The sequence below is a fragment of the Nocardiopsis sp. CC223A genome (assembly GCF_030766825.1).
GTDB lineage: Bacteria > Actinomycetota > Actinomycetes > Streptosporangiales > Streptosporangiaceae > Nocardiopsis.
The window spans coordinates 64,965-83,018 of sequence record NZ_JASFDV010000011.1; the positions used below are offsets into that span (position 1 = coordinate 64,965).

The 18,054-nt window shown below is 72.7% G+C and carries 20 protein-coding genes and 1 CRISPR repeat array; of the genes, 13 read left to right on the forward strand and 7 right to left on the reverse strand.

Features of this window, described 5'->3' with window-relative positions; genetic code table 11:
• Positions 1 to 183: 183 nt before the first annotated feature.
• Positions 184 to 1,254 (forward strand): alkene reductase, encoded by a 1,071-nt coding sequence (locus tag QJS33_RS06670; protein WP_306366973.1) that lies wholly within the window; start codon positions 184 to 186, stop codon positions 1,252 to 1,254.
• Between the two features lie 171 nt (positions 1,255 to 1,425).
• Positions 1,426 to 2,003: direct repeats of the CRISPR family, unit length 29 nt; unit sequence GTGAGCCCCGCGCACGCGGGGATGGACCG.
• A gap of 30 nt (positions 2,004 to 2,033) precedes the next feature.
• Here the strand turns inward: QJS33_RS06670 and QJS33_RS06675 are convergent.
• Positions 2,034 to 2,597 (reverse strand): hypothetical protein, encoded by a 564-nt coding sequence (locus QJS33_RS06675; protein ID WP_306366974.1) that lies wholly within the window; start codon positions 2,595 to 2,597, stop codon positions 2,034 to 2,036.
• Between the two features lie 725 nt (positions 2,598 to 3,322).
• Between QJS33_RS06675 and QJS33_RS06680 the strand changes: the two genes are divergently transcribed.
• The 4 genes from QJS33_RS06680 (at position 3,323) to QJS33_RS06695 (ending at position 6,307) form a co-directional block, all read left to right on the forward strand.
• Positions 3,323 to 3,463 carry a hypothetical protein gene (locus tag QJS33_RS06680; RefSeq protein ID WP_306366975.1) on the forward strand — a complete coding sequence of 47 codons (141 nt, stop codon included), beginning with the start codon at positions 3,323 to 3,325 and terminating at the stop codon, positions 3,461 to 3,463.
• Positions 3,464 to 4,079: 616 nt separating this feature from the next.
• A complete protein-coding gene (locus QJS33_RS06685) occupies positions 4,080 to 4,631 on the forward strand; it encodes a lytic polysaccharide monooxygenase auxiliary activity family 9 protein (RefSeq protein WP_306366976.1) in 552 nt (183 codons plus the stop codon).
• 378 nt (positions 4,632 to 5,009) lie between these two features.
• A complete protein-coding gene (locus QJS33_RS06690) occupies positions 5,010 to 5,501 on the forward strand; it encodes a GyrI-like domain-containing protein (protein ID WP_306366977.1) in 492 nt (163 codons plus the stop codon).
• Positions 5,498 to 6,307 carry a MerR family transcriptional regulator gene (locus tag QJS33_RS06695; RefSeq protein ID WP_306366978.1) on the forward strand — a complete coding sequence of 270 codons (810 nt, stop codon included), beginning with the start codon at positions 5,498 to 5,500 and terminating at the stop codon, positions 6,305 to 6,307. Before QJS33_RS06690 ends, QJS33_RS06695 begins: the two co-directional genes overlap by 4 nt.
• Before the next feature lie 76 nt (positions 6,308 to 6,383).
• On the opposite strand, the gene QJS33_RS06700 is transcribed toward QJS33_RS06695, so the two are convergent.
• The gene (locus QJS33_RS06700; protein WP_306366979.1) at positions 6,384 to 7,292 is read right to left on the reverse strand and encodes an NPCBM/NEW2 domain-containing protein; all 909 of its coding nucleotides are present in this window, start codon (positions 7,290 to 7,292) and stop codon (positions 6,384 to 6,386) included.
• Positions 7,293 to 7,762: 470 nt separating this feature from the next.
• Between QJS33_RS06700 and QJS33_RS06705 the strand changes: the two genes are divergently transcribed.
• Positions 7,763 to 8,002: a VOC family protein gene (locus QJS33_RS06705; protein WP_306366980.1), complete on the forward strand. Its 240-nt coding sequence runs from the start codon at positions 7,763 to 7,765 to the stop codon at positions 8,000 to 8,002.
• A 144-nt stretch (positions 8,003 to 8,146) separates the two neighbouring features.
• Positions 8,147 to 9,859, forward strand: a complete 1,713-nt coding sequence (locus QJS33_RS06710; protein ID WP_306366981.1) for a serine/threonine-protein kinase — start codon at positions 8,147 to 8,149, stop codon at positions 9,857 to 9,859.
• 66 nt (positions 9,860 to 9,925) lie between these two features.
• Here QJS33_RS06710 and QJS33_RS06715 read toward each other — a convergent pair whose 3' ends face one another.
• The 3 genes from QJS33_RS06715 to QJS33_RS06725 are packed head-to-tail and all read right to left on the reverse strand — an operon-like array spanning position 9,926 to position 11,291.
• On the reverse strand, positions 9,926 to 10,393 hold the full coding sequence (locus QJS33_RS06715) for a hypothetical protein (RefSeq protein ID WP_306366982.1): 468 nt from the start codon (positions 10,391 to 10,393) through the stop codon (positions 9,926 to 9,928).
• On the reverse strand, positions 10,390 to 10,608 hold the full coding sequence (locus QJS33_RS06720; protein WP_306366983.1) for a hypothetical protein: 219 nt from the start codon (positions 10,606 to 10,608) through the stop codon (positions 10,390 to 10,392). Before QJS33_RS06720 ends, QJS33_RS06715 begins: the two co-directional genes overlap by 4 nt.
• The gene (locus tag QJS33_RS06725; protein ID WP_306366984.1) at positions 10,608 to 11,291 is read right to left on the reverse strand and encodes a hypothetical protein; all 684 of its coding nucleotides are present in this window, start codon (positions 11,289 to 11,291) and stop codon (positions 10,608 to 10,610) included. Before QJS33_RS06725 ends, QJS33_RS06720 begins: the two co-directional genes overlap by 1 nt.
• Positions 11,292 to 11,464: 173 nt before the next feature.
• Here QJS33_RS06725 and QJS33_RS06730 point away from each other — a divergent pair, with 173 nt between their 5' ends.
• The 4 genes from QJS33_RS06730 (at position 11,465) to QJS33_RS06745 (ending at position 13,219) form a co-directional block, all read left to right on the forward strand.
• A complete protein-coding gene (locus QJS33_RS06730; RefSeq protein ID WP_306366985.1) occupies positions 11,465 to 12,316 on the forward strand; it encodes a helix-turn-helix transcriptional regulator in 852 nt (283 codons plus the stop codon).
• A gap of 11 nt (positions 12,317 to 12,327) precedes the next feature.
• Positions 12,328 to 12,516, forward strand: a complete 189-nt coding sequence (locus QJS33_RS06735) for a DUF397 domain-containing protein (RefSeq protein ID WP_306366986.1) — start codon at positions 12,328 to 12,330, stop codon at positions 12,514 to 12,516.
• Positions 12,517 to 12,684: 168 nt separating this feature from the next.
• Complete coding sequence (locus QJS33_RS06740) at positions 12,685 to 12,873, forward strand: DUF397 domain-containing protein (RefSeq protein ID WP_306367019.1); 189 nt, start codon at positions 12,685 to 12,687, stop codon at positions 12,871 to 12,873.
• Positions 12,866 to 13,219, forward strand: a complete 354-nt coding sequence (locus QJS33_RS06745; protein WP_306366987.1) for a hypothetical protein — start codon at positions 12,866 to 12,868, stop codon at positions 13,217 to 13,219. The genes QJS33_RS06740 and QJS33_RS06745 overlap by 8 nt, the downstream gene beginning before the upstream one ends.
• An 82-nt stretch (positions 13,220 to 13,301) precedes the next feature.
• Here the strand turns inward: QJS33_RS06745 and QJS33_RS06750 are convergent, their stop codons facing one another.
• Entirely contained in the window at positions 13,302 to 14,261 is a 960-nt protein-coding gene (locus tag QJS33_RS06750) for a DMT family transporter (protein WP_306366988.1), read from the reverse strand.
• A 78-nt stretch (positions 14,262 to 14,339) separates the two neighbouring features.
• Here QJS33_RS06750 and QJS33_RS06755 point away from each other — a divergent pair, with 78 nt between their 5' ends.
• Positions 14,340 to 15,734: a PLP-dependent aminotransferase family protein gene (locus QJS33_RS06755; RefSeq protein ID WP_306366989.1), complete on the forward strand. Its 1,395-nt coding sequence runs from the start codon at positions 14,340 to 14,342 to the stop codon at positions 15,732 to 15,734.
• 186 nt (positions 15,735 to 15,920) lie between these two features.
• On the opposite strand, the gene QJS33_RS06760 is transcribed toward QJS33_RS06755, so the two are convergent.
• A complete protein-coding gene (locus QJS33_RS06760; RefSeq protein WP_306366990.1) occupies positions 15,921 to 17,135 on the reverse strand; it encodes an MFS transporter in 1,215 nt (404 codons plus the stop codon).
• A 356-nt stretch (positions 17,136 to 17,491) separates the two neighbouring features.
• Here QJS33_RS06760 and QJS33_RS06765 point away from each other — a divergent pair, with 356 nt between their 5' ends.
• The gene (locus QJS33_RS06765) at positions 17,492 to 18,019 is read left to right on the forward strand and encodes a hypothetical protein (RefSeq protein WP_306366991.1); all 528 of its coding nucleotides are present in this window, start codon (positions 17,492 to 17,494) and stop codon (positions 18,017 to 18,019) included.
• Positions 18,020 to 18,054 lie beyond the last annotated feature (35 nt).

Consider the following 18,054-nt stretch of genomic DNA (forward strand, 5'->3'; position numbering starts at 1 on the left):
CTGAGCTCTCGAACCCCAACGCGTGACGGACCGTCACCGCACCACAAGATCAGTGCCAGAAACCGTGTTCGTTGCACTCAACAGTTCGATCCGCCCGCCGGGGGAGTTTGCGGTGACCGGCCCCCGGGGCGTACTCAGGTATCCGACAGGAACGCTTCCCGCCCCCCAAGAGACCGAGAGAACATGCCGACACTCTTCGAGGCGTCGACCATCGGGTCGGCCCGGACGACCAACCGGATCGCCATGGCGCCCATGACCCGCAGCCGAGCCACCCCCGAGGGCCACGCGACCGACTCCATGGCCCGGTACTACGGCCAGCGGTCGACGGCGGGCCTGATCGTCACCGAGGGCGTCCAGCCCAGCCTCACAGGCCAGGGCTACCCGGACACGCCCGGCCTGCACACCGCAGAACAGGCCGAGAGCTGGAAACCGGTCGTCAAGGCGGCCCAGGCCGACGGCGCACTGGTCTTCGCGCAGCTCATGCACGCCGGCCGGGTCGGCCACCCGGACGTCCGCGGCCTGCGGCCGGTCGGCCCGTCCGCGGTGGCGGCGCCGGGGCAGATCTACACCCCCACCGGCCGCAAGGACCCCGTGGTGCCGCGCGAGCTCACCGCCGGGGAGATCCGCGGCGTCGTCCGGGAGCACGTCGACGCGGCCCGCAACGCCCTCGCCGCGGGCTTCGACGGCGTCGAGGTGCACGGCGCCAACGGCTACCTGACCCAGCAGTTCCTCTCGACCAGCGCCAACCTGCGCACGGACGAGTGGGGCGGGTCGGTGCGGGGGCGCATCAGGTTCGCCGTCGAACTCGTGCGGGCGCTGGCCGACGCCCTCGGGCCCGGACGGGCGGCGCTGCGCGTGTCCCCGGCGAGCACCTCCCAGGGGATCGAGGAGGGGGACTCCCTCGCGCTGTACACGGCCCTGCTCGAAGAGCTGCGGGAGATCCCATTGGCGTACCTGCACATCGTCGAGGCCCCCGGCCGCCGAGACCTGACCCGGGCGCTGCGCGCGGCCTGGCCGCACACCCTGGTCCTCAACCCCCACCGGGACAAGGAACCGCTTCCGCCGCACGAAGCGGGGGCCGACGCCCTGGCGGACGCCGGAGCCGACCTGGTCTCCTTCGCCTCGGCCTTCCTGGCCAACCCGGACCTCCCGGCCCGCCTGGCCGCCGGGGGCCCGTACAACCGGCCCGACCGCGCCACCTTCTACGGAGGCGATGACCGGGGGTACCTCGATTACCCGACCCTGGAAGCTTAGGAGCGCCTCCGGTCGCCGAAGGCAGACGCCATCCTGGACAGCGGAGTGGGCGGACCTGTGCCTTGAGCCGGTGGAGCCCCCCGTGCGACAGTGTCCGGAAGTGATAGGTGGTGCCCGGCAGGATTTTCATAACGCGGAGATAACGCTCTGCGTTTATGCAGGTCATTAACTGTGAGCCCCGCGCACGCGGGGATGGACCGGACATCCCCAGTGCTGACGGCGACGCCTGACCGTGAGCCCCGCGCACGCGGGGATGGACCGGACATCCCCAGTGCTGACGGCGACGCCTGACCGTGAGCCCCGCGCACGCAGGGATGGACCGGCGACTTCGGAAGGCGTGTCCGGGTCGCCGGAGTGAGCCCCGCGCACGCGGGGATGGACCGAAGTAGCGGCGGGCCGCCGCGCAACCGACGAGGTGAGCCCCGCGCACGCGGGGATGGACCGATCGGCATGAGTTCGGCCGTGACGTCGGCGAGTGAGCCCCGCGCACGCGGGGATGGACCGCGCAGGGTGCCCGAGGACGCGCCGGACTCCTTGTGAGCCCCGCGCACGCGGGGATGGATCGCCGATCCGCTACACCACCGAGAACATGGTCGCGTGAGCCCCGCGCACGCGGGGATGGACCGGAGGTCGCCGCGCTCTCGCGCCAGCTGGTCATGTGAGCCCCGCGCACGCGGGGATGGACCGAGGAGTTCGGCGGGCTCTTTCTCGACTGGCGCGGTGAGCCCCGCGCACGCGGGGATGGACCGGGGGGTCAGGCCAAAACGACCACTACGTGACTAGGTGGGTCGGGGGCGGCCGTGGAACCATGCCCAGGCGGCGACCGCCGCCACGGCGGCCACCAGGGCCCACCACAGTGGCCCGACCTGGTGCGGGCAGGTGTCGGCGACCCCGAACAGGGCGTTCCCGCACAGGCGGCGAAACCCCGGGACGGGCCTCAGGTACACCATGGGGCCGCAGGCCAGGGCGGCGGCGGCCACCGTGGTCAGGGCACCGACCGTCGACAGGACCGGGCGGGCGCCCCGGTCCGGGCGCAGCCGCATCCACAGGGCCAGGGCGGCGGCGGCCGTGACCAGGAACAGCAGCGTCATCCCCCACATCAGGGAGGCGAATCCGTCACAGGGCGGGTTCACGTGGTGCGGGGGGACGGACAGGTGGTCCGGGGCCCGCGGAATACCCCACGGGTTGCAATAGCCCTCGACGGAGAAGAGGTACGTGGAGAAAAGGATGGCCGGGACGGCCAGGGAGCCGACCAAGGCCAGGGCGGACACGGCGAGCAGGCCGTGGCGCAGGAGCGGGGGGACACGGGTCGGGGCCAGGGGACGGGGATGTACGGGGATCACTCCATGGCGGTCGAAATGGGCGGTTTTCCTCCCCTTTGCGATCCCGGCCAGGGGTGAGAAGTTCACTCCCGGCCGGGGCGGCGAACCAGGCCCGGTTCTCCCGAAGCCACGGCGGGCGGCAGGGTGACCGGCGAGCAGCCCCGGAGCCGACCTGAGGTCACGGATCAGGCGAACCCGCCGGCACCCCGGTCCTTGTCCGCTGTCGTGCGCGCTGTCGAATCCCGGCCGCCACGATCCGAGAGCACCCCTCACGCGCCGGGACCGGGCCCCTGAACAAGATCGTCGATGCGCGGTCCCTGGAAGAGGGAGACCGCAGGCTGGTCGGCAACAAGACAAGAGCGGCGCGACCCGGCCGGGGGCTCATCGACCCCTTCGGCGGGGAACGGGGGCGTCGAGCAGCCGGTGGCCCGGCACCGCGGTGACGCCGACGGCCGCCCCGGCGGTGAGCGGCGCGGCGGCCGCGCCCCGCCCCTGCCGCGGTGTCCGCCGGTCCGCTTCGGGCCGACGGCGCCGGGCGATCGTCTGGATCGTGCTGTGGCGCCTGCCCGTCGCCCGCATGGAGAGGACCTACGGCGTCCTCGGCTGGCCCTGGTGGTGTTCGGCGTCGCAACTGTGGCCGTCGGGCCCCGATCGGGGCGTCCTACTGGAGGACGCCACCGCCTTCGCCCCGCCGGCGGAGGAGGGTCCGGCCGTCGGGTACGGGGGATCCCTGGAACCCCCACGCCGTGGGGCATCTGCTGGGCCTGCGGCACCGCCGCGAACGCTACGCGGAATGGAGGGACGTGGTGGCGCTGAGGGAGGAGGGCCGGGGCGAGATCGGGGTGGACCACGACGCGCCGCCCCGCCGTCGGCGCGACGACCTCTGACCGTCGGCGGGGCCCCGCCCCGCCTCGAACAGTGGCCGACGCCCCTGCGGTGCCGGGATCGTGTCGGCACGGCGGCGCGGCGGCCCGGGAGGGGCGGGCCGCCGGTCGGACCTGCGGCCCACCCCGGGCCCGTGGCCCGGGCCGGGGGGCGATGACCCGACCCGGGGAAGTGAACTGTGTCCTTCCAGTGAGGTCTACCGCGGCCGACCGGCCCCGGCCGGATTGGTCCACCTCCCTCCGGTGCGAACCACCCGTGCAACAGAACGGAATCCTTCCTGTTCCGGTTCGCAGGCACCCGGCGGCCCGGCCCGTACCACCGGGCGCAGGGCGCCCGCTGGTCCTGTGGGCGGTCCGGTCCCGTCGCCCACCAGCGGATCCGACGCTTGGTCACGGGCCGCTTACCGGACCCTGCCGACGGGAAACCCCTGGGGCAGAGGGACCTCGGGCACCCGCCTCCCGGCGGCTCCGCGCCCGCGGCCCCTCCGATTCCTCCGCAGTTCCGAGCGCTCGCCTTCGCCCCGGGCCGGTACCGGCCCGGGACTCCCCCGACGGATTCCCGCTACCCTCCCGGCCTCCGTGACGCCGGAAGGTGATCCATGACCGAAGGACCCGCACCATGTTGATCCGCAAGTCCGACACCCCCCGCCCCCACAAGAAGCACCGGCTCCGCACGGCGGCGGCAGTGGCCGCCGCGACCACCCTGTTCCTCGGCCTCATGCCCGCGGGCACGGCCGGCGCCCACGGCTACATCTCGAACCCGATGAGCCGCCAGGCCCAGTGCGCCGCGGGCATCGTCCAGTGCGGCGGCATCCAGTGGGAGCCGCAGAGCGTCGAGGGCCCCAAGGGGCTCATGCGGTGCGACGGCGGCGTCGGCCGCTTCTCCGAGCTGAACGATGACGGCTACGGCTGGCGGGTGACCGACGTCGGCCGGGTCCAGACGTTCAACTGGACCATCACGGCGGCGCACTCCACGTCCACCTGGGAGTACTTCATCGGCGGCCACCGGGTGGCCGTGTTCAACGATCACGGCGCCCGCCCGCCGTGGTCGTTCAGCCACACCGTGGACCTGTCGGGGTACAGCGGGCGGCACAAGCTGCTGGCCCGGTGGAACATCGCCGACACGGCCAACGCCTTCTACGTCTGCGTGGACATCAACATCCGCAGCTAGCGGCGGACGGCACCGGCCCCTGCGGCCCGTCCCCCTGTGATCGGCGGGCCGCGGTGAGGTGCGGCCCGCCCGGTACCGGTGGTGGCGCGTCCCCGGGCGCCACGGGTCACCCGGAGCCGGGCGGGCTCCTGCGCTCGCGCGCGGGGCACCGCCCGACCGGAGAGACCACCCCGCCGTGCCCGTGCCCGTGTCCGGACCCGCGCCCGTGTCCGGTACGGCCTCCGCCCGCCGACACACCGGCACCGGCCTCCCAGCGCTCCCGTCCGCGCTCCGCGGTGGGAAGGGCCCCGCCGCCCGGATTGACCTTGTCCCTGGGGGAAGGTGTCCACTGGTCGTGGCCCACCCGGAACACGGGTGGCGATCATGAGGGAGAGGACGATGAGCGCATTCACCGTCGAGCAGCGGGCCGAGCGCCCCTGGGTCGGTGTCCCGATGACGGCCGAACTCGCCCACTGGGACCGGGTGAACGAGCACGTCCCGCGGATCTACGGCGCCCTGGCCGAAGCGGGCGGGATTCCGCGGGGCGGGCCGATCTACCGGTACCACCGCCTGCGGACGGCCGCGGACCCGATGGACATCACGGTCTGCGTCCCCGTGTCGGCGTGCATGGAGATCGGCGACGGGTTCGAGACCGGGGTGATCCCGGCCGGCCGCTACCTGGTCGCGCGCCCGGAGGGCGGTCCGGACGCGCTCGCCCGGACCCACCGGGACATGTGGGAGTGGGCGGGTGTGCAGGGCCTGGAACTCGCCATCGACGAGCGGGCCGACGGCATCCACTGGCACGCGCGCACGGAGCAGTTCCTCACGGACCCGCAGACCGAGCCGGACCGCGACAAGTGGGCCGTCGAGGTCGCATACTTGCTGAAGTGAGCGAGACCGGAGCGAGGCTGTCGATCGGCGAGTTCGGTCGCGTCACATGGCTCTCCCCGAAGGCGCTGCGCCTGTACGAGCGGCGCGGGCTGCTCGTCCCCGACGCCGTCGACGAGTACACGGGGTACCGCTACTACCGCCCGTCGCAGGCGGGGCGCGCCCGCACGATCGCACTGCTGCGCCGCGTGGGCATGCCGCTCGAACGCATCGGTGCCGTCCTGGACGCCTCCGACGACGAGCGGCGAGAGCTCCTGGACGCCTACCGCGCCGAAACGGTGCGTGCGCACGAGCGCGCGGTCGCGCTGCTCGACGGACTCGCGGCCGGTCTCCCCGACGGCCGGACGGACGGCGTCCAGGACGCGCCGCCGGTGTCGAGCCGGGAGGTTCCGGCCCGGCCCTTCGTCGCGCGGACGGTGCGCACGACCGTCGCGGACCTGTCCGCGCACATCGAGCGCGTCGCGGCCGAGCTGTCACAGCGGGCCGGTACGGCGGCCGACCGGTCGTGCCCCCTGGTCGTCGTCTACCACGGCGAGGTGGGCTGGGAGTCGGACGGGCCCGTCGAGGTGCGCGTGCCCGTCACCGGCGAACCGGACGCGGACGGCGTCGAGCCCGCCGGGTCCGAGCTGTTCGTCGACGTACCGTACGCCGAGGTCCAGTTCCCCACGATCCTGCGGGCGTTCGACGCGGTCCGCGCGGCCGCGGCCCGCCGCGGGCGCCGCCCCTCCGGGTCGCCGCGCGAGGTCTACCTCGACGGCGACCCGTTCCGCTGCCAGGTCGCGCAGCGCTACACCGGGACCGGGGACTGACACGGGCCCGGGTCCGGGCACGGGCACGGCCGGAGACCGGTCCCGCGGATGCGCGGGATCTCCGGGGCCCGCCCTCTCAGCGCGAAACGGTGGGAGCGGCCCAGACTGCGGTCCACCCCGAGTCCTCCAGCCTTTCCACCTCCAGGCGCAGCCGCAGGGCGTTCTCCACGCTGACGGAGACCTCCCCGGTCTCACCCAGGCCGAGGGTGTGCGAGTCGAGCAGGTCGTCGTCAGCGAATACCCGGACCGTTACCGACGAGCCGCTCGGGGAGTCGTCGCTCAACCCGACCACGGCCTCGAAGGTCTTCCAGTCCCGGCCGAGGTCGAATTCGACGGCGCACTTCGCGCAGCTTTTCAGCTGGACGGTCTCGGTATGGGTGAGGCCGTCGACGGTGGCGGCCCCCGTGTCGTAGTGGTGCCCGCTCTCGGCCACCGTGAGCCGGGACAGCCCCCACCGTTCCGGGCCGTTCTCGCCGTCCTGCGGGGTCTGCTCCGGTGAAGGGGGGTCTTCCGGTGACGTCGGGGGCCCGGTGGTGGGCGGCTCCGGGAGCCCGTCGGCTCGGTCGCCCTCGGTGTTGTCGGGCGACGGAGTCGCGGTCGGCTCCGGGGAAGCGGATACGTTCGCGGACCGCTGCTCCTCCCTGTCCTGCCGCATCAGCGCGCCGCCGTAGCCGACGCCCCCACCGATGATCGTGGAGAAGAAGGCCGTTACGGCTATGACCGCGACCAGGTACCCCCGGGTCCGCGCGAAGGGTTGGCGCGCCCATGCGACGTCATCGTCGTCCTTCTTGCGCGCGATCCTCATGAAGATGGTGATGCAGCCGGCGACGGCCAGGACGATGGCGCCCAGTGCCCCGCCCACCCAGGAGGCGAACTCCCAGGCGAAGTCCCTGGTGATGCCGCCGCCCACCCACAGGACGTACAAGCCGAAACCGATGAGGGCGACGATCGAGATCACCAGGGTCAGGAACAAGGATTTCGACATAGGGGAATGATGTCGCAGGTCGGGAGGTGTCCGCCATTCGGATATCCGGTTTTGTGGCGTCGATGTTGGGTTTCGTTGCTAGAAAGAAGAATGGGATTTATATTCATTTGTGGGGCTGTATGTTTCTTGTGTGGTGTGATCGCCGTGGTCGGGTGCTGTGAGGCGCTCGTGCGGGTCGCCGGGGACGGTCCAGCCGATGGGGCGGTGGGCGACGATCTCGGTGCCGCCGTCGGGGAGTGGGCTCCAGGGTGAGGACCCGGCGGCGGTGGACGAGGTCGTCCGGCACGAGCAGGGCCGGGGCGGTCCGGCCGACGGACCGGCTGGTATCCCTGGAGGAGACCTCCCCCTGGCCTGGAGTCGTCGATGACCGTTCGCCGTGTCGTGCCCGATGTCCGGTCGGAAGCCGTGCGGGAGAGCCCGGAGTTCTACGGCCTGCTCGGGTTCGAAGAGGTGGGAACCACGGCCGGATCATGACACTCGCCTCCCCGCCCGGTCCGACGGCGCAGGTCGGCTCCATGGCCGAGGGCAGGGCCGCTCCGTTCGCGCCGGACATGAGCGTCGAGGTGGACGACGTGGACGCGGCCCACGAGGCGGTGTGGGAGAGCGGGGCGGAGACCGTCCACCCCTTGCAGGACGAGGAGAGGGGAGTGCGCGGCTTCGTCGTCCGCGATCCCGACGGACGGATGGTCAACGTGCCGGGGCTCCGCTGAGGGCCGCCGCACGAAGGCTTCGGGTGCGGTCGCGACGAACGCGCACGCCCTGCGTCGGCCGCGTACGGCCGCTCCCGAACGGAGTTCCCGCTTCTGGCATGATCGGGCCGACCGTGTGAATACCCCCTACGCGGAAGCGGTGCCATGGCCGAACCCATCACCGACGGCGACCCCACCCACGCGGGCCCCTACAAGCTGCACGCACGCCTCGGCGGAGGCGGCATGGGGCAGGTCTTCCTGGGGCGCTCCCCGGGCGGGCGCACCGTCGTGGTCAAGGTCGTGCGCCCCGAACTCGCCCGGGACGCCGAGTTCCGGCGCCGTTTCGCCGCCGAGATCGCCGCCGCCCGCAGGGTGGGCGGGTTCTACACCGCCCAGGTGGTGGACGCCGGCCCCGAGGACGATCCGCCGTGGCTGGCCACCGCCTACATCCCGGGGCCCACCCTGCACCAGGCCGTCACCGACCACGGGCCCCTGCCGGTGGAGTCGGTGGCGGTGCTCGGGGCCGGTCTGGCCGAAGGTCTGGCCGCCGTACATGCGAGCGACCTGGTGCACCGAGACCTCAAACCGGCCAACATCATCCTGGCCGCCGACGGGCCCCGGCTGATCGACTTCGGCATCGCCCGCGCACTGGACGCCACCTCCCACACCCGGACCTCCACCGTGCTGGGCACCGCCGCGTTCATGTCCCCGGAACAGGCCACGGCCCGGCAGATCGGCCCGGCCTCGGACGTGTTCTCCCTGGGATGCGTGCTGGCCTTCGCGGCCACCGGCCGCAGCCCGTTCGGGGAGGGGCCGGTCCATGCGGTGGTCTTCCGGGTCGTGCACGAGGAGCCGGACCTGTCCGGCCTGCCCGCCCCGCTGGCCGGACTGGTGGGGGAGTGCCTGGCCAAGGACCCCGCCGCCCGCCCCGACCTGGAACACCTCCTGCGGGAGTCGTCCGCGATGGCACCGGCCGAGGAAGGGCGGGGGGAGAGCCGATGGCCGTCCGGAGACCTCACCGAGGTCATCACCGGCTACCAGGGTCTCCCACCGACCCTGGCCGAGACCGAACCGGATCAGGCCGGTGGCGGGCTCGACGCTGGGCAAGTGCGCCTTATTCCGGAGAAAAGTCCACACCGGGAGTCGAAAGAAAAAGCGAATCTGGTGATCGGCAACCTTGGACTGGTCCCGATGACGGCGATCGTGGACGATGCATCCATGGGGCTGATCCAACCGGGGCAGGACCATGCTTTCTCCGTCGAGCCAGGTCGGCACATGCTGTTGGTGAAGACCGGAGGACCTCGTTATCTGGCCCAACGCCTACAGCTGGATGCCGGTAGTACCACGGCGATTGCTTTCGAGGGCGAGGAGCAGGTCGAGCCACGGCAGGTGCAAGAGGTGGTATTCACCGGCAGCAGGGCCGAGAAGGCATTCGAGGAGGCGGTCGCGTGGGGGCTGATGGTCCTGCTGATCGGCCTGCTCAACGCCTGGGCGCAAGAAGGTACAGGAACATTACCTGTTGTCATGCTCATAAGCCTGGGGGTCAGTGCTATCGCAGGTTTGATCGGGTTTATGGAAACTCCTTCGCGTTTCATCGTGGGCAGTGGTGGGCTGAAAGCGAGAAAGCGCGTCTGGTGGGGTGAGGTCGAAAAGGTCGGTATCACGGGTCATGGCCGTGGTGCCAGGCTCGTCCTCTGGACCAAGAAAGGCCGTTCTCTCAATGATGGCATTCTTCCTCTGGCGGGGAAGCAAGCTCCTGATGGAAGCTATGCCAGCCCCGTCAAAAGAATCGGGGTGAGGAGCGAGCGGGACCTCGAACGGCTCCGCGCGGCGCTGCGCTGGTTCGCGGGTGACCGCTACCTGGAACAGTCCAGGTGATCACGTTCCGCGATGTGGGCGGAGCGCCGCGCGCAGCGGGTTCGATACCCGTGTTCGGCGGGCGGGTCAGTCGCCGTGGGCGTACTTGCGGTTCGGGTCGCCGATGAGGGGTGCGCCCAGGGCGCGCTGGGTGGCGATGGTCTCGCCCTGGCGGCGGACGGCGTTCTTCTCCTCGTCGGTGAGGTCGTCGGGGATGGGGTCCTGGGCCGGGTCGTAGCCGGGTGTGTCCATGGTCTGCTCCCTCGCTTCGGCAGGGTGGTCGGTGGTGTGGCGGCGGGTCAGCAGGTCGCGCAGGGCGGCGTGGTCGGGTGCGGCGAGGCGTTCGTGCGGGTCGCCGGGGCCGGTCCAGCCGATGGGTCGGTAGGCGACGACCTCGGTGTCGCCGTCGGGGGTCGGCTCCAGAGTGAGGACCCAGCGGCGGTGGATGAGGTCGTCCAGCATGAGCAGGGTCGGATCCAGGTTCGGGCGCGGGCGCGGGGGCGGGACCCCGGGGGTGCCGGTGAGCCCGGTGGGCTCGGCGGGTTCGGTGGTCACAGGTCCTCCAGGGGGCTGCGCCAGATGAGCGGGTGCGGGTGGGGGTCGCGTCCGGAGGTGACCGCGACCCGGGTGGTGTGGCCGTGGGTGGCGGCGTAGACGGCGTGGCCTTCCAGGGTGGGTCCGAGGTAGCGCAGCGGTACCTGGTGGGTGTGGGCCCAGAAGCCGAGGGTCTGGACCGAGGGGAACTCGCGGATGTCGCAGACGCGGCGCATCAGGCGGCCCTCCTCAGGTGCCACTTGGCCATGCGGGCGGCGGCCATGGCGTCCTTCCACAGGCCGTCGCGGTCGGCGGTGAGGTGGGTGGTGGTGCGGAACGCGGCCGTGCGGGCCCGCAACCGCGCCGCCGCCCTGCGCGCGGTCGGGGTCGGCTTCGGCCGGGTGCGGTTGCGGGTGCCTGCGCGCAGGGCCTGGATACGGGGCCGGGACGCCAGCGCGGCGGCGAACCCCGAGGCGGGCACCGACTCCGCCACCGGCTCCATGAGCGGGATCGGCTCCGAGGCCGGGGCGGTGACGGCGCCCGTGACCGGGTTCGGCACCAAGACCGAGGCCGCAGGCGTGCCCGGGGTCGAGAGCGCGGTCGGGGTGGCCGGGGGCCCGGACCGCAGGTCCGGGCTGGTGCGGGGCTCCGGAATCCGGGGCCGGGCGGGGGAGGCCGGGTTGCCGATCCTGTGCGGAAGCCGAAGCGGGGGTGTCATCGGCGTCGGCGCCGGGGGCGGGGTGGTCTGGGAGATCCACTGGCGCACCGCCAGGGTCAGCGGGGCCAGGTCCCGCGCCGGGTGGGTGACGTACATGCGGGCCCGGGCGGCCCGGTGGGGCCGTCGTCGGCGGAGGGCTTCGGAGGCCGACCAGCGGGCGGCCACGGGTTCGGAACAGTTCAGGTAGCGGTATCGCGCCATACGCGCACACCTCCGGTCAGGGTGCCGGGTGGGAAGCCCGGCGGGTTAGGTAGGGCTCCATTAAAATCGGTGAATCACAGTTTTTCAAGCCGGTACTGTGAATCGGCTAACGTGAAGAGGAGAGGGTGAATCGGACATTGGCCCCAACACGCTCACGCCCCTACCATCGACGCATGCCCGAACCCACAGGTGACTTCAGCCCGACCATCCGACGCCGAAGGCTCTCTGAAGAGCTGAAACAGCTCCGGGCAGCGGCCGGGCTCACCCTGGAACAGGCAGCCAAGAAGCTCGAATGGAGCAGGGCGAAAATCGCCAACATCGAGACCGGAAAGCGCCTACGGCCCTACGTCACCGACATCGCGCTGCTCTTGGACATCTATGGCGTCACCGACGAGACCCGGCGGGAAGCACTCTTCGAGCTGACCCGGCAGTCCCGTATCAAAGGCTGGTGGACCCAGTACAGCGACTTCGCCGGTGCCTATTTCGGATTCGAGGCCGAAGCTTCATCTATCGCGACGTATCAGATGGGAGTCATGCCTGGGTTGCTTCAGACGCCGGAATACGCCGCTGCGGCCGCGCGAGCAGGGTTGGTGCTCCCAGAGGACATTAAGCGGGTTGTGGACGCGCGTGTCCGTCGTCAGCGCATCTTCGACCGGGATGTTCCACCTCGGCTGTGGGCGATCATTGACGAGGGCGTTCTCGTGCGCCCGGCGGCCGCTGCGGAACCTGAGGTGATGCGTGGCCAGATCCGCCACCTGGTGGCCATGACCGAGCGCCCGAATATCACAGTCCAAGTGCTCCCGTTCGCAACTGGGCTGCATGCGGGTACCGGTGGCCCATTCGTGCTGCTGGATTTCCCCAACCCCCTGGATCGGCCCATCGTGTACCTGGAGACACGACATGACGGGCTCTACCAGGAGGACCCGGCGCAGATCGCGGACTACCGTGATGTCCTCGATCATCTCCAGGGCACGGCTCTGTCACCTGCGGAGTCCGTGCAGTATCTGACCCGACTCATCGACTAGGACAACCGCACGTGCACCTGACTCAAGACCTGAAGTTTCGCAAGTCCTCGTACAGCGCCACAGCCCAGGAGTGCGTCGAGGTCGCAGACCTCCCTGGGGGCGCCGCGGTGCGCGACACCCAGAACCGGGAGGCAGGGCATCTCACCTTCTCCGCCTCGGAGTGGGCGACCCTGCTCGGAGCCACTCGCCAGGAGCTCTAGAAGGTAAAATGGAAGCCCCCCGGGTCGAACCGGGGGGCTTCCGTACTACCTAACCCGGGGTCACTGTACCCCGGAGGTAGCAGCCGGGGAAGGTGCCGGGACGCGCTGGCCTCATGAGGACAGTCGTGGTGTGAGGAGCCCACCGTGGGGGACTACTGAGAGGTGACCATGGGCACTGGCTCCTTCGAGCCGAATTTCCGTAAGTCGAGCTACAGCGATCGAAGTGATCGTGTGGAGGTGGCGGAGCCGGGTGGCGACGACACCGCCGTTCGCGACTCTCGGAACCCTGACGCGGGACACCTCAGCCTGCCTTCCCCGGCGTGGAGTGCGCTTCTCGGCGCGGTCGCCCGTGGGTGAGGGCGCACCGGGGCAGAGGCCCCGGGCCGCCGTTCCGGCCGAGTTCACCGCGGCGCTGGACGCCGAGCGTGAACGCCAGCTCGCCAAGTGGGGCGACCAGCGGCACGCGGACGGGACCGGCCTCCCCGGCGACCGGGAGGCCGCCGACGCCGCCCGGGACCGCTGCGGGGCCGAGGCCGCCGCCGGGGACCCGAGCTGGCGCTCGATCCTGGCAGAGGAGGTCGCGGAGGCGTTCGCGGAGTCCGACCCCCACAGGCTGCGGACCGAGCTGGTCCAGGCGGCCGCCGTCATCGCGGCATGGGTGCACGACCTCGACCGGCGCGGGAACGCCCCGGAACCGGGGTGACACCGCCTCGCGGACGCCGCTGCACGTCGAACCGGGTGTGCGCCCCGCACCTGCGGGGCGCACACCCGGTTCGGGGACGGGCTCAGGCCGCCGGAGCCGCCGCCCGGAAACGGCGGGGAGCAGGCGCGAAGCCGACCATGAGCCCGACCCCGATCACCGCCATGCCGATCCACGCACCCGCCGAGGGCATCGGCGCGCCCAGAGCAGTCGCCACCAGGGCCGCCGTCGGCGCCGCCACCCCCGCCGCCAGGCTCGCCGCACCCGCGCCGATGCGCGCGACCCCCGTGAACCACAGCACGAACGACAGCGCCGTCGCGATCGCCCCCAGGTAGACCACCGCCCCCAGCACCGCCGGGTCGGTGACCGCGGTCCACGCCGCGGGGCTCACGAAGAGCGACAGCACCCCGAAGACCACCGCCGCGGTCATCGTCGTCGCCGCCGTGTACCCCCACGCCCCCATGCGCGGCAGCGCGGGCGCCCCCAACAGCGTGAACCCCGCCTCCAGCGCGATCAGCGACAACGCCATCAGCACCCCGATCACATCGGCGTGCCCCCACCCCGTCACCGCGACCGCGCCCGCGCTGACCACCAGCGCCCCCGCCACGATCCGCGCCGACGGCCGCTCGCCGCGGGTCAGCGGCCCCGCCACCGACAGCACCATCGGGATGCACGCCACCGCCGCCGCGAGCACCGCCGGTTCCGCGTGCGCCGTCCCCACGATCAGCGCCAGGTTGAACCCCACCAGGCCGGAGAGCGCCCCCGCCACCACCCAGAGCACGTCCCGGCCGCGCGGCAGCGGCACCTTCTGCGCGAACAGGCGGGCCAGCGCGATGACCGCCACCGCCGCCACCGCGTACCGGGCCGACTGGACGACGAACACGGGCATGTCCGCGGTCGCCCCGATCACGGCGACGCTGCTGCCCATCAGCGCCATCCCGCCCAGGGCGGGCCACAGCCCCCACCAGGACGACGGCGCGGAGACGGCGGAAGAAGCGGAAGAAGCGGAAGAAGAGGAGGAGTTCAGGGAAGTCGTCTTTTGCACGCCTCCACTCTGGATCCGCTATGGTCCGATCAACAGGACCAAACGCGAGCGTTCCAAGTGGACCAAGGAGGCGGGGAGATGTCCCAGGGCTCGGACTTCCTGCAACTCGACGCCTCCGCCGTCCCGCGCGGTGAGCGCACCGAATGGCTCACCGGGGCCCTGCGCTCCGCCATCGCCTCCGGTGTCCTGCCGCTGGGCACCCGGCTCCCGCCCACCCGCGCGCTGGCCGCCGAACTCGGCGTGGCCCGCGGCACGGTGGTCGAGGCCTACCAGCGCCTCACCGAGGAGGGCCTGCTCACGGCGGCCCGCGGTGCCGGAACGGCCGTGGCCGCCCGCCCCGTCGACACCCCCGCCGCACGTTCCACCGGCACCTGGGAACCCCCCGACCACGGCACCGGTGTCGTCGACCTCGCCACCGGCATCCCCGACCTGGCGGCCTTCCCCCGCGCCGCCTGGCTGCGCGCCGAACGCGAGGTGCTGTCCACCGCCAGCGCCCGCTCCCTCGGCTACGCCCCGCCCCAGGGCACCCCGGAACTGCGCACCGAGCTCTCCGCCTGGCTGGCCCGCTCCCGGGGCGTGCGCGCCGCCCCCGAGCAGATCGTGGTCACCGCCGGGGTCACCGGCGCCCTGAGCATCCTGTCCCAGGTCCTGCGCGCCCGCGGCCTGGACACCATGGCCCGCGAGGACCCCGGCGCCGACGGCAACCGCATGATCCTCGGCCACTGGCTGCGCTCCACGGTCCAGGTCCCGGTGGACGCGGACGGCATCGACACCGACGCGCTGGCCGCCACCGACGCCCGCGCCGTCCTGGTCACGCCCGCCCACCAGTTCCCGACCGGCGTGGTCCTGTCCCCGCCCCGCCGCCGCGCGCTCCTGGCCTGGGCGCGCGAACGCGACGGCCTGGTGATCGAGGACGACTACGACGCCGAGTACCGCTACGACCGCTCACCGGTGGGCGCCCTGCACGGCTTGGACCCGAACCTGGTCGCGCACACCTCCAGCCTGTCCAAGACCCTGGCCCCCGCCCTGCGCGCGGGCTGGCTGGTGCCGCCCCCGCACCTGCTGGAGGAGGTCGTGCAGGCGCGCTGGGCCGCCGATCTGGGCTCGCCCTCGCTGCCCCAGCTGGCCCTGGCGCTGCTGCTGCGCGACGGCACCATCGCCCGCCACCTGCGCACCATGCGGGCACGCCACCGCGCCCGCCGGGACGCCGCGGCGGCGGCGGTCCGCGCCCACCTGCCCGGCTGCACGGTCCTGGGGGTGGCGGCGGGCCTGCACCTGCTGGTGCTGCTGCCCGAAGGAATCGACGACCGGGAGGTCGCCGCCCGCGCCGAACGCGCCGGGGTGGCGGTGCAGCCGCTGTCGCGGCACCGCACCGCCCCCGGCCCGCCGGGCCTGGTCATCGCCTACGCGGGCCACGGCCCCGCGCGGCTGCGCGAGGCCATCGCCCGCCTCGGGGCCGCCGTCCGCTCCTGAGGTACCGCGGGACCGGCCGGTCGCTCCCGTGCCGCCCGGTGTCGGACCGCGCCGGGCGGCCACCGCCCGCGTCGGCGCTCCCCGTGCCGGACAGGTGGCACCGGGGCGGGTGGTGCGCCGACGGAAGGAGCGGCGTGGCCGCCCCCCGGTGTTCCCGCTCGGTCGGCGGCGTCGGCCCGGCCGGGATCAGGAGAGCCGCGAGACCTCCGGCGCGGGGACCGGGAGATCCCCGGTGGCCGTGGGCGTGACCGCCTGCTTCGCGCCCCGGTCCAGGAACCCGGCCGTCAGTGCGATCCCCAGCCCCGCCACCGCCAGGACGGCACCGATCGCCGCCGGGGAGGACAGCCCCAGCCCCGCGGAGATCCCCACCCCGCCCAGCCAGGCACCGCCCGCGTTGGCGAGGTTGAACGCCGAGTGGTTGGCCGCCGACGCCAGGGCGGGCGCGGCACCCGCCTTGTTCATCACCAGCAGTTGCAGAGGCGTGGCCACTCCGAACCCGACCGCGCCCAGCACCACCACCGACGCCATCGCGGTCCAGGGGTTGTGCACGGTGAACGTGAAGACGACCAGTACCACCGCCAGCGAACCCAGCGCGCCGTAGATGGTGGGCCGCAGCGCCCGGTCGGCCAGCGGGCCCACGACCAGCGATCCCAGGGTCATGCCGATGCCGAACAGCGCCAGCACCACGGTCACGCCCCCGCCGGTCATCCCGGCCAGCTCGGTCATCATCGGCGCGATGTAGCTGTAGACGGCGAACACCCCGGCGAACCCGAACACCGCCGACAGCAGCCCCAGCAGTACCTGGGTGTTCCCCAGCGCCCGCACCTCGGGCATCAGCCGCCCGGTGCCGGTGCGCTCCAGCGGCGGCACGAACACCGCGATGCCGACCACGGCCAGCACCGCGATCGCGGTCACCACCAGGAAGGCGGTCCGCCAGCCCAGCTCCTGGCCGAGCAGGGTGCCCACGGGTACACCGATGATGTTGGCGACGGTCAGGCCCAGGAACATGCGGGCCACCGCGCGCCCCTGCCGGGCGGGCCCGGCCATCTGGGCGGCGGCCAGCGCCCCGGCGCCGAAGAACGCGCCGTGCGGGAGCCCGGCGACCACCCGGGAGGCGAACACGGTCTCGTAGGTGGGGGCCAGCACGGTGGCCAGGTTGCCCACGGCGAACAGGACCATGAACAGGATCAGGACGGTCTTGCGCGGCAGCCGGGTGGCCATCGCGGTGAGCAGCGGGGCGCCGACGACGACCCCGAGGGCGTACGCGGAGATGAGGTACCCGGCGTGGGAGATGCTCACGCCGAGCCCGTCGGCGACCTCCGGCAGCAGGCCCATGATGACGAACTCGGTGGTTCCGATGGCGAAAGCGCCCACGGCGAGGGCGAGCAGGGCCAAGGGCATGGCGGACCTCTCTGAACGGCTGTGGAGTGGACCGGGGGGTGAGGTCGGTGCGCGGGGGTGCGGGCTCCGTTGCCCGGAGCGGTCGGATGTCCGGACATCCGGCGACACTGGCACAACCGGCACCGGGGGCGGTCTACTTCCCGGTAACCGTCTTCTGCGGCGTGTGATGTCCGACTCGCCCCCTGACCTGCGGCGCAGCAGGCCGGGTGGTGCGCGGCGGCGGTGGGGTCCCGTCCGGGCCCCCCGCCGCCGGACCGCCTTGATACCGTGCGGAACGCGGTGGGAACCCCGTGGAGCACCGCGCGTCCCGGTGCCCGCGGCATCCGGCACCGGGCGCACACCCCGAGGAGGCGGCCGTGGCGATCGTGTTCGAGCTCGTGGCCGACTTCGGCGAGGACGTTCGCGCCGCCCGCACGGCGGCGACGGCCGCGGCCGCGCACGGTCCGCTCCCGGCGGGATCCCACCGGATCCCGCTGCATCCCGCATCCCTGTGGACCGATCCCGCCGGCCGCGTGGAGTTGTCGGTGGTCCCGGCGGGAGTGGGCATCGGGGTGGCGATGGACGCGGGCCTGCCGGACGTGGGGCTGAACGCCGCCGGGTTCACCGAGCTCGGCCGCGGCCTGTACGACCTGCTGCGGGGGCTGCGCGGGTACCGTGCGGCCGCGGTCGGCTGGGACGTGGAGTCCTCGGCGGACGTCGGGGAGCTGCGGACGGAGCGCGCCGCGGACCCGCGGGGGTGGGCCGTCGACGGGCTGGTCCTGGCCGACCGGGTGCTCGCGGACCTGGGCGGCGACGACCGCTTCGTCCCCTTCGCCGCCGGGTCCTCCTGGCTGCCGTGGGAGGGCGTGCGCCCCTCCTCCTTCACCGCCGACCCCGGCCGCTGACCGGACGCGGCGGTGGTGTCCCACCGGGTGGTGGG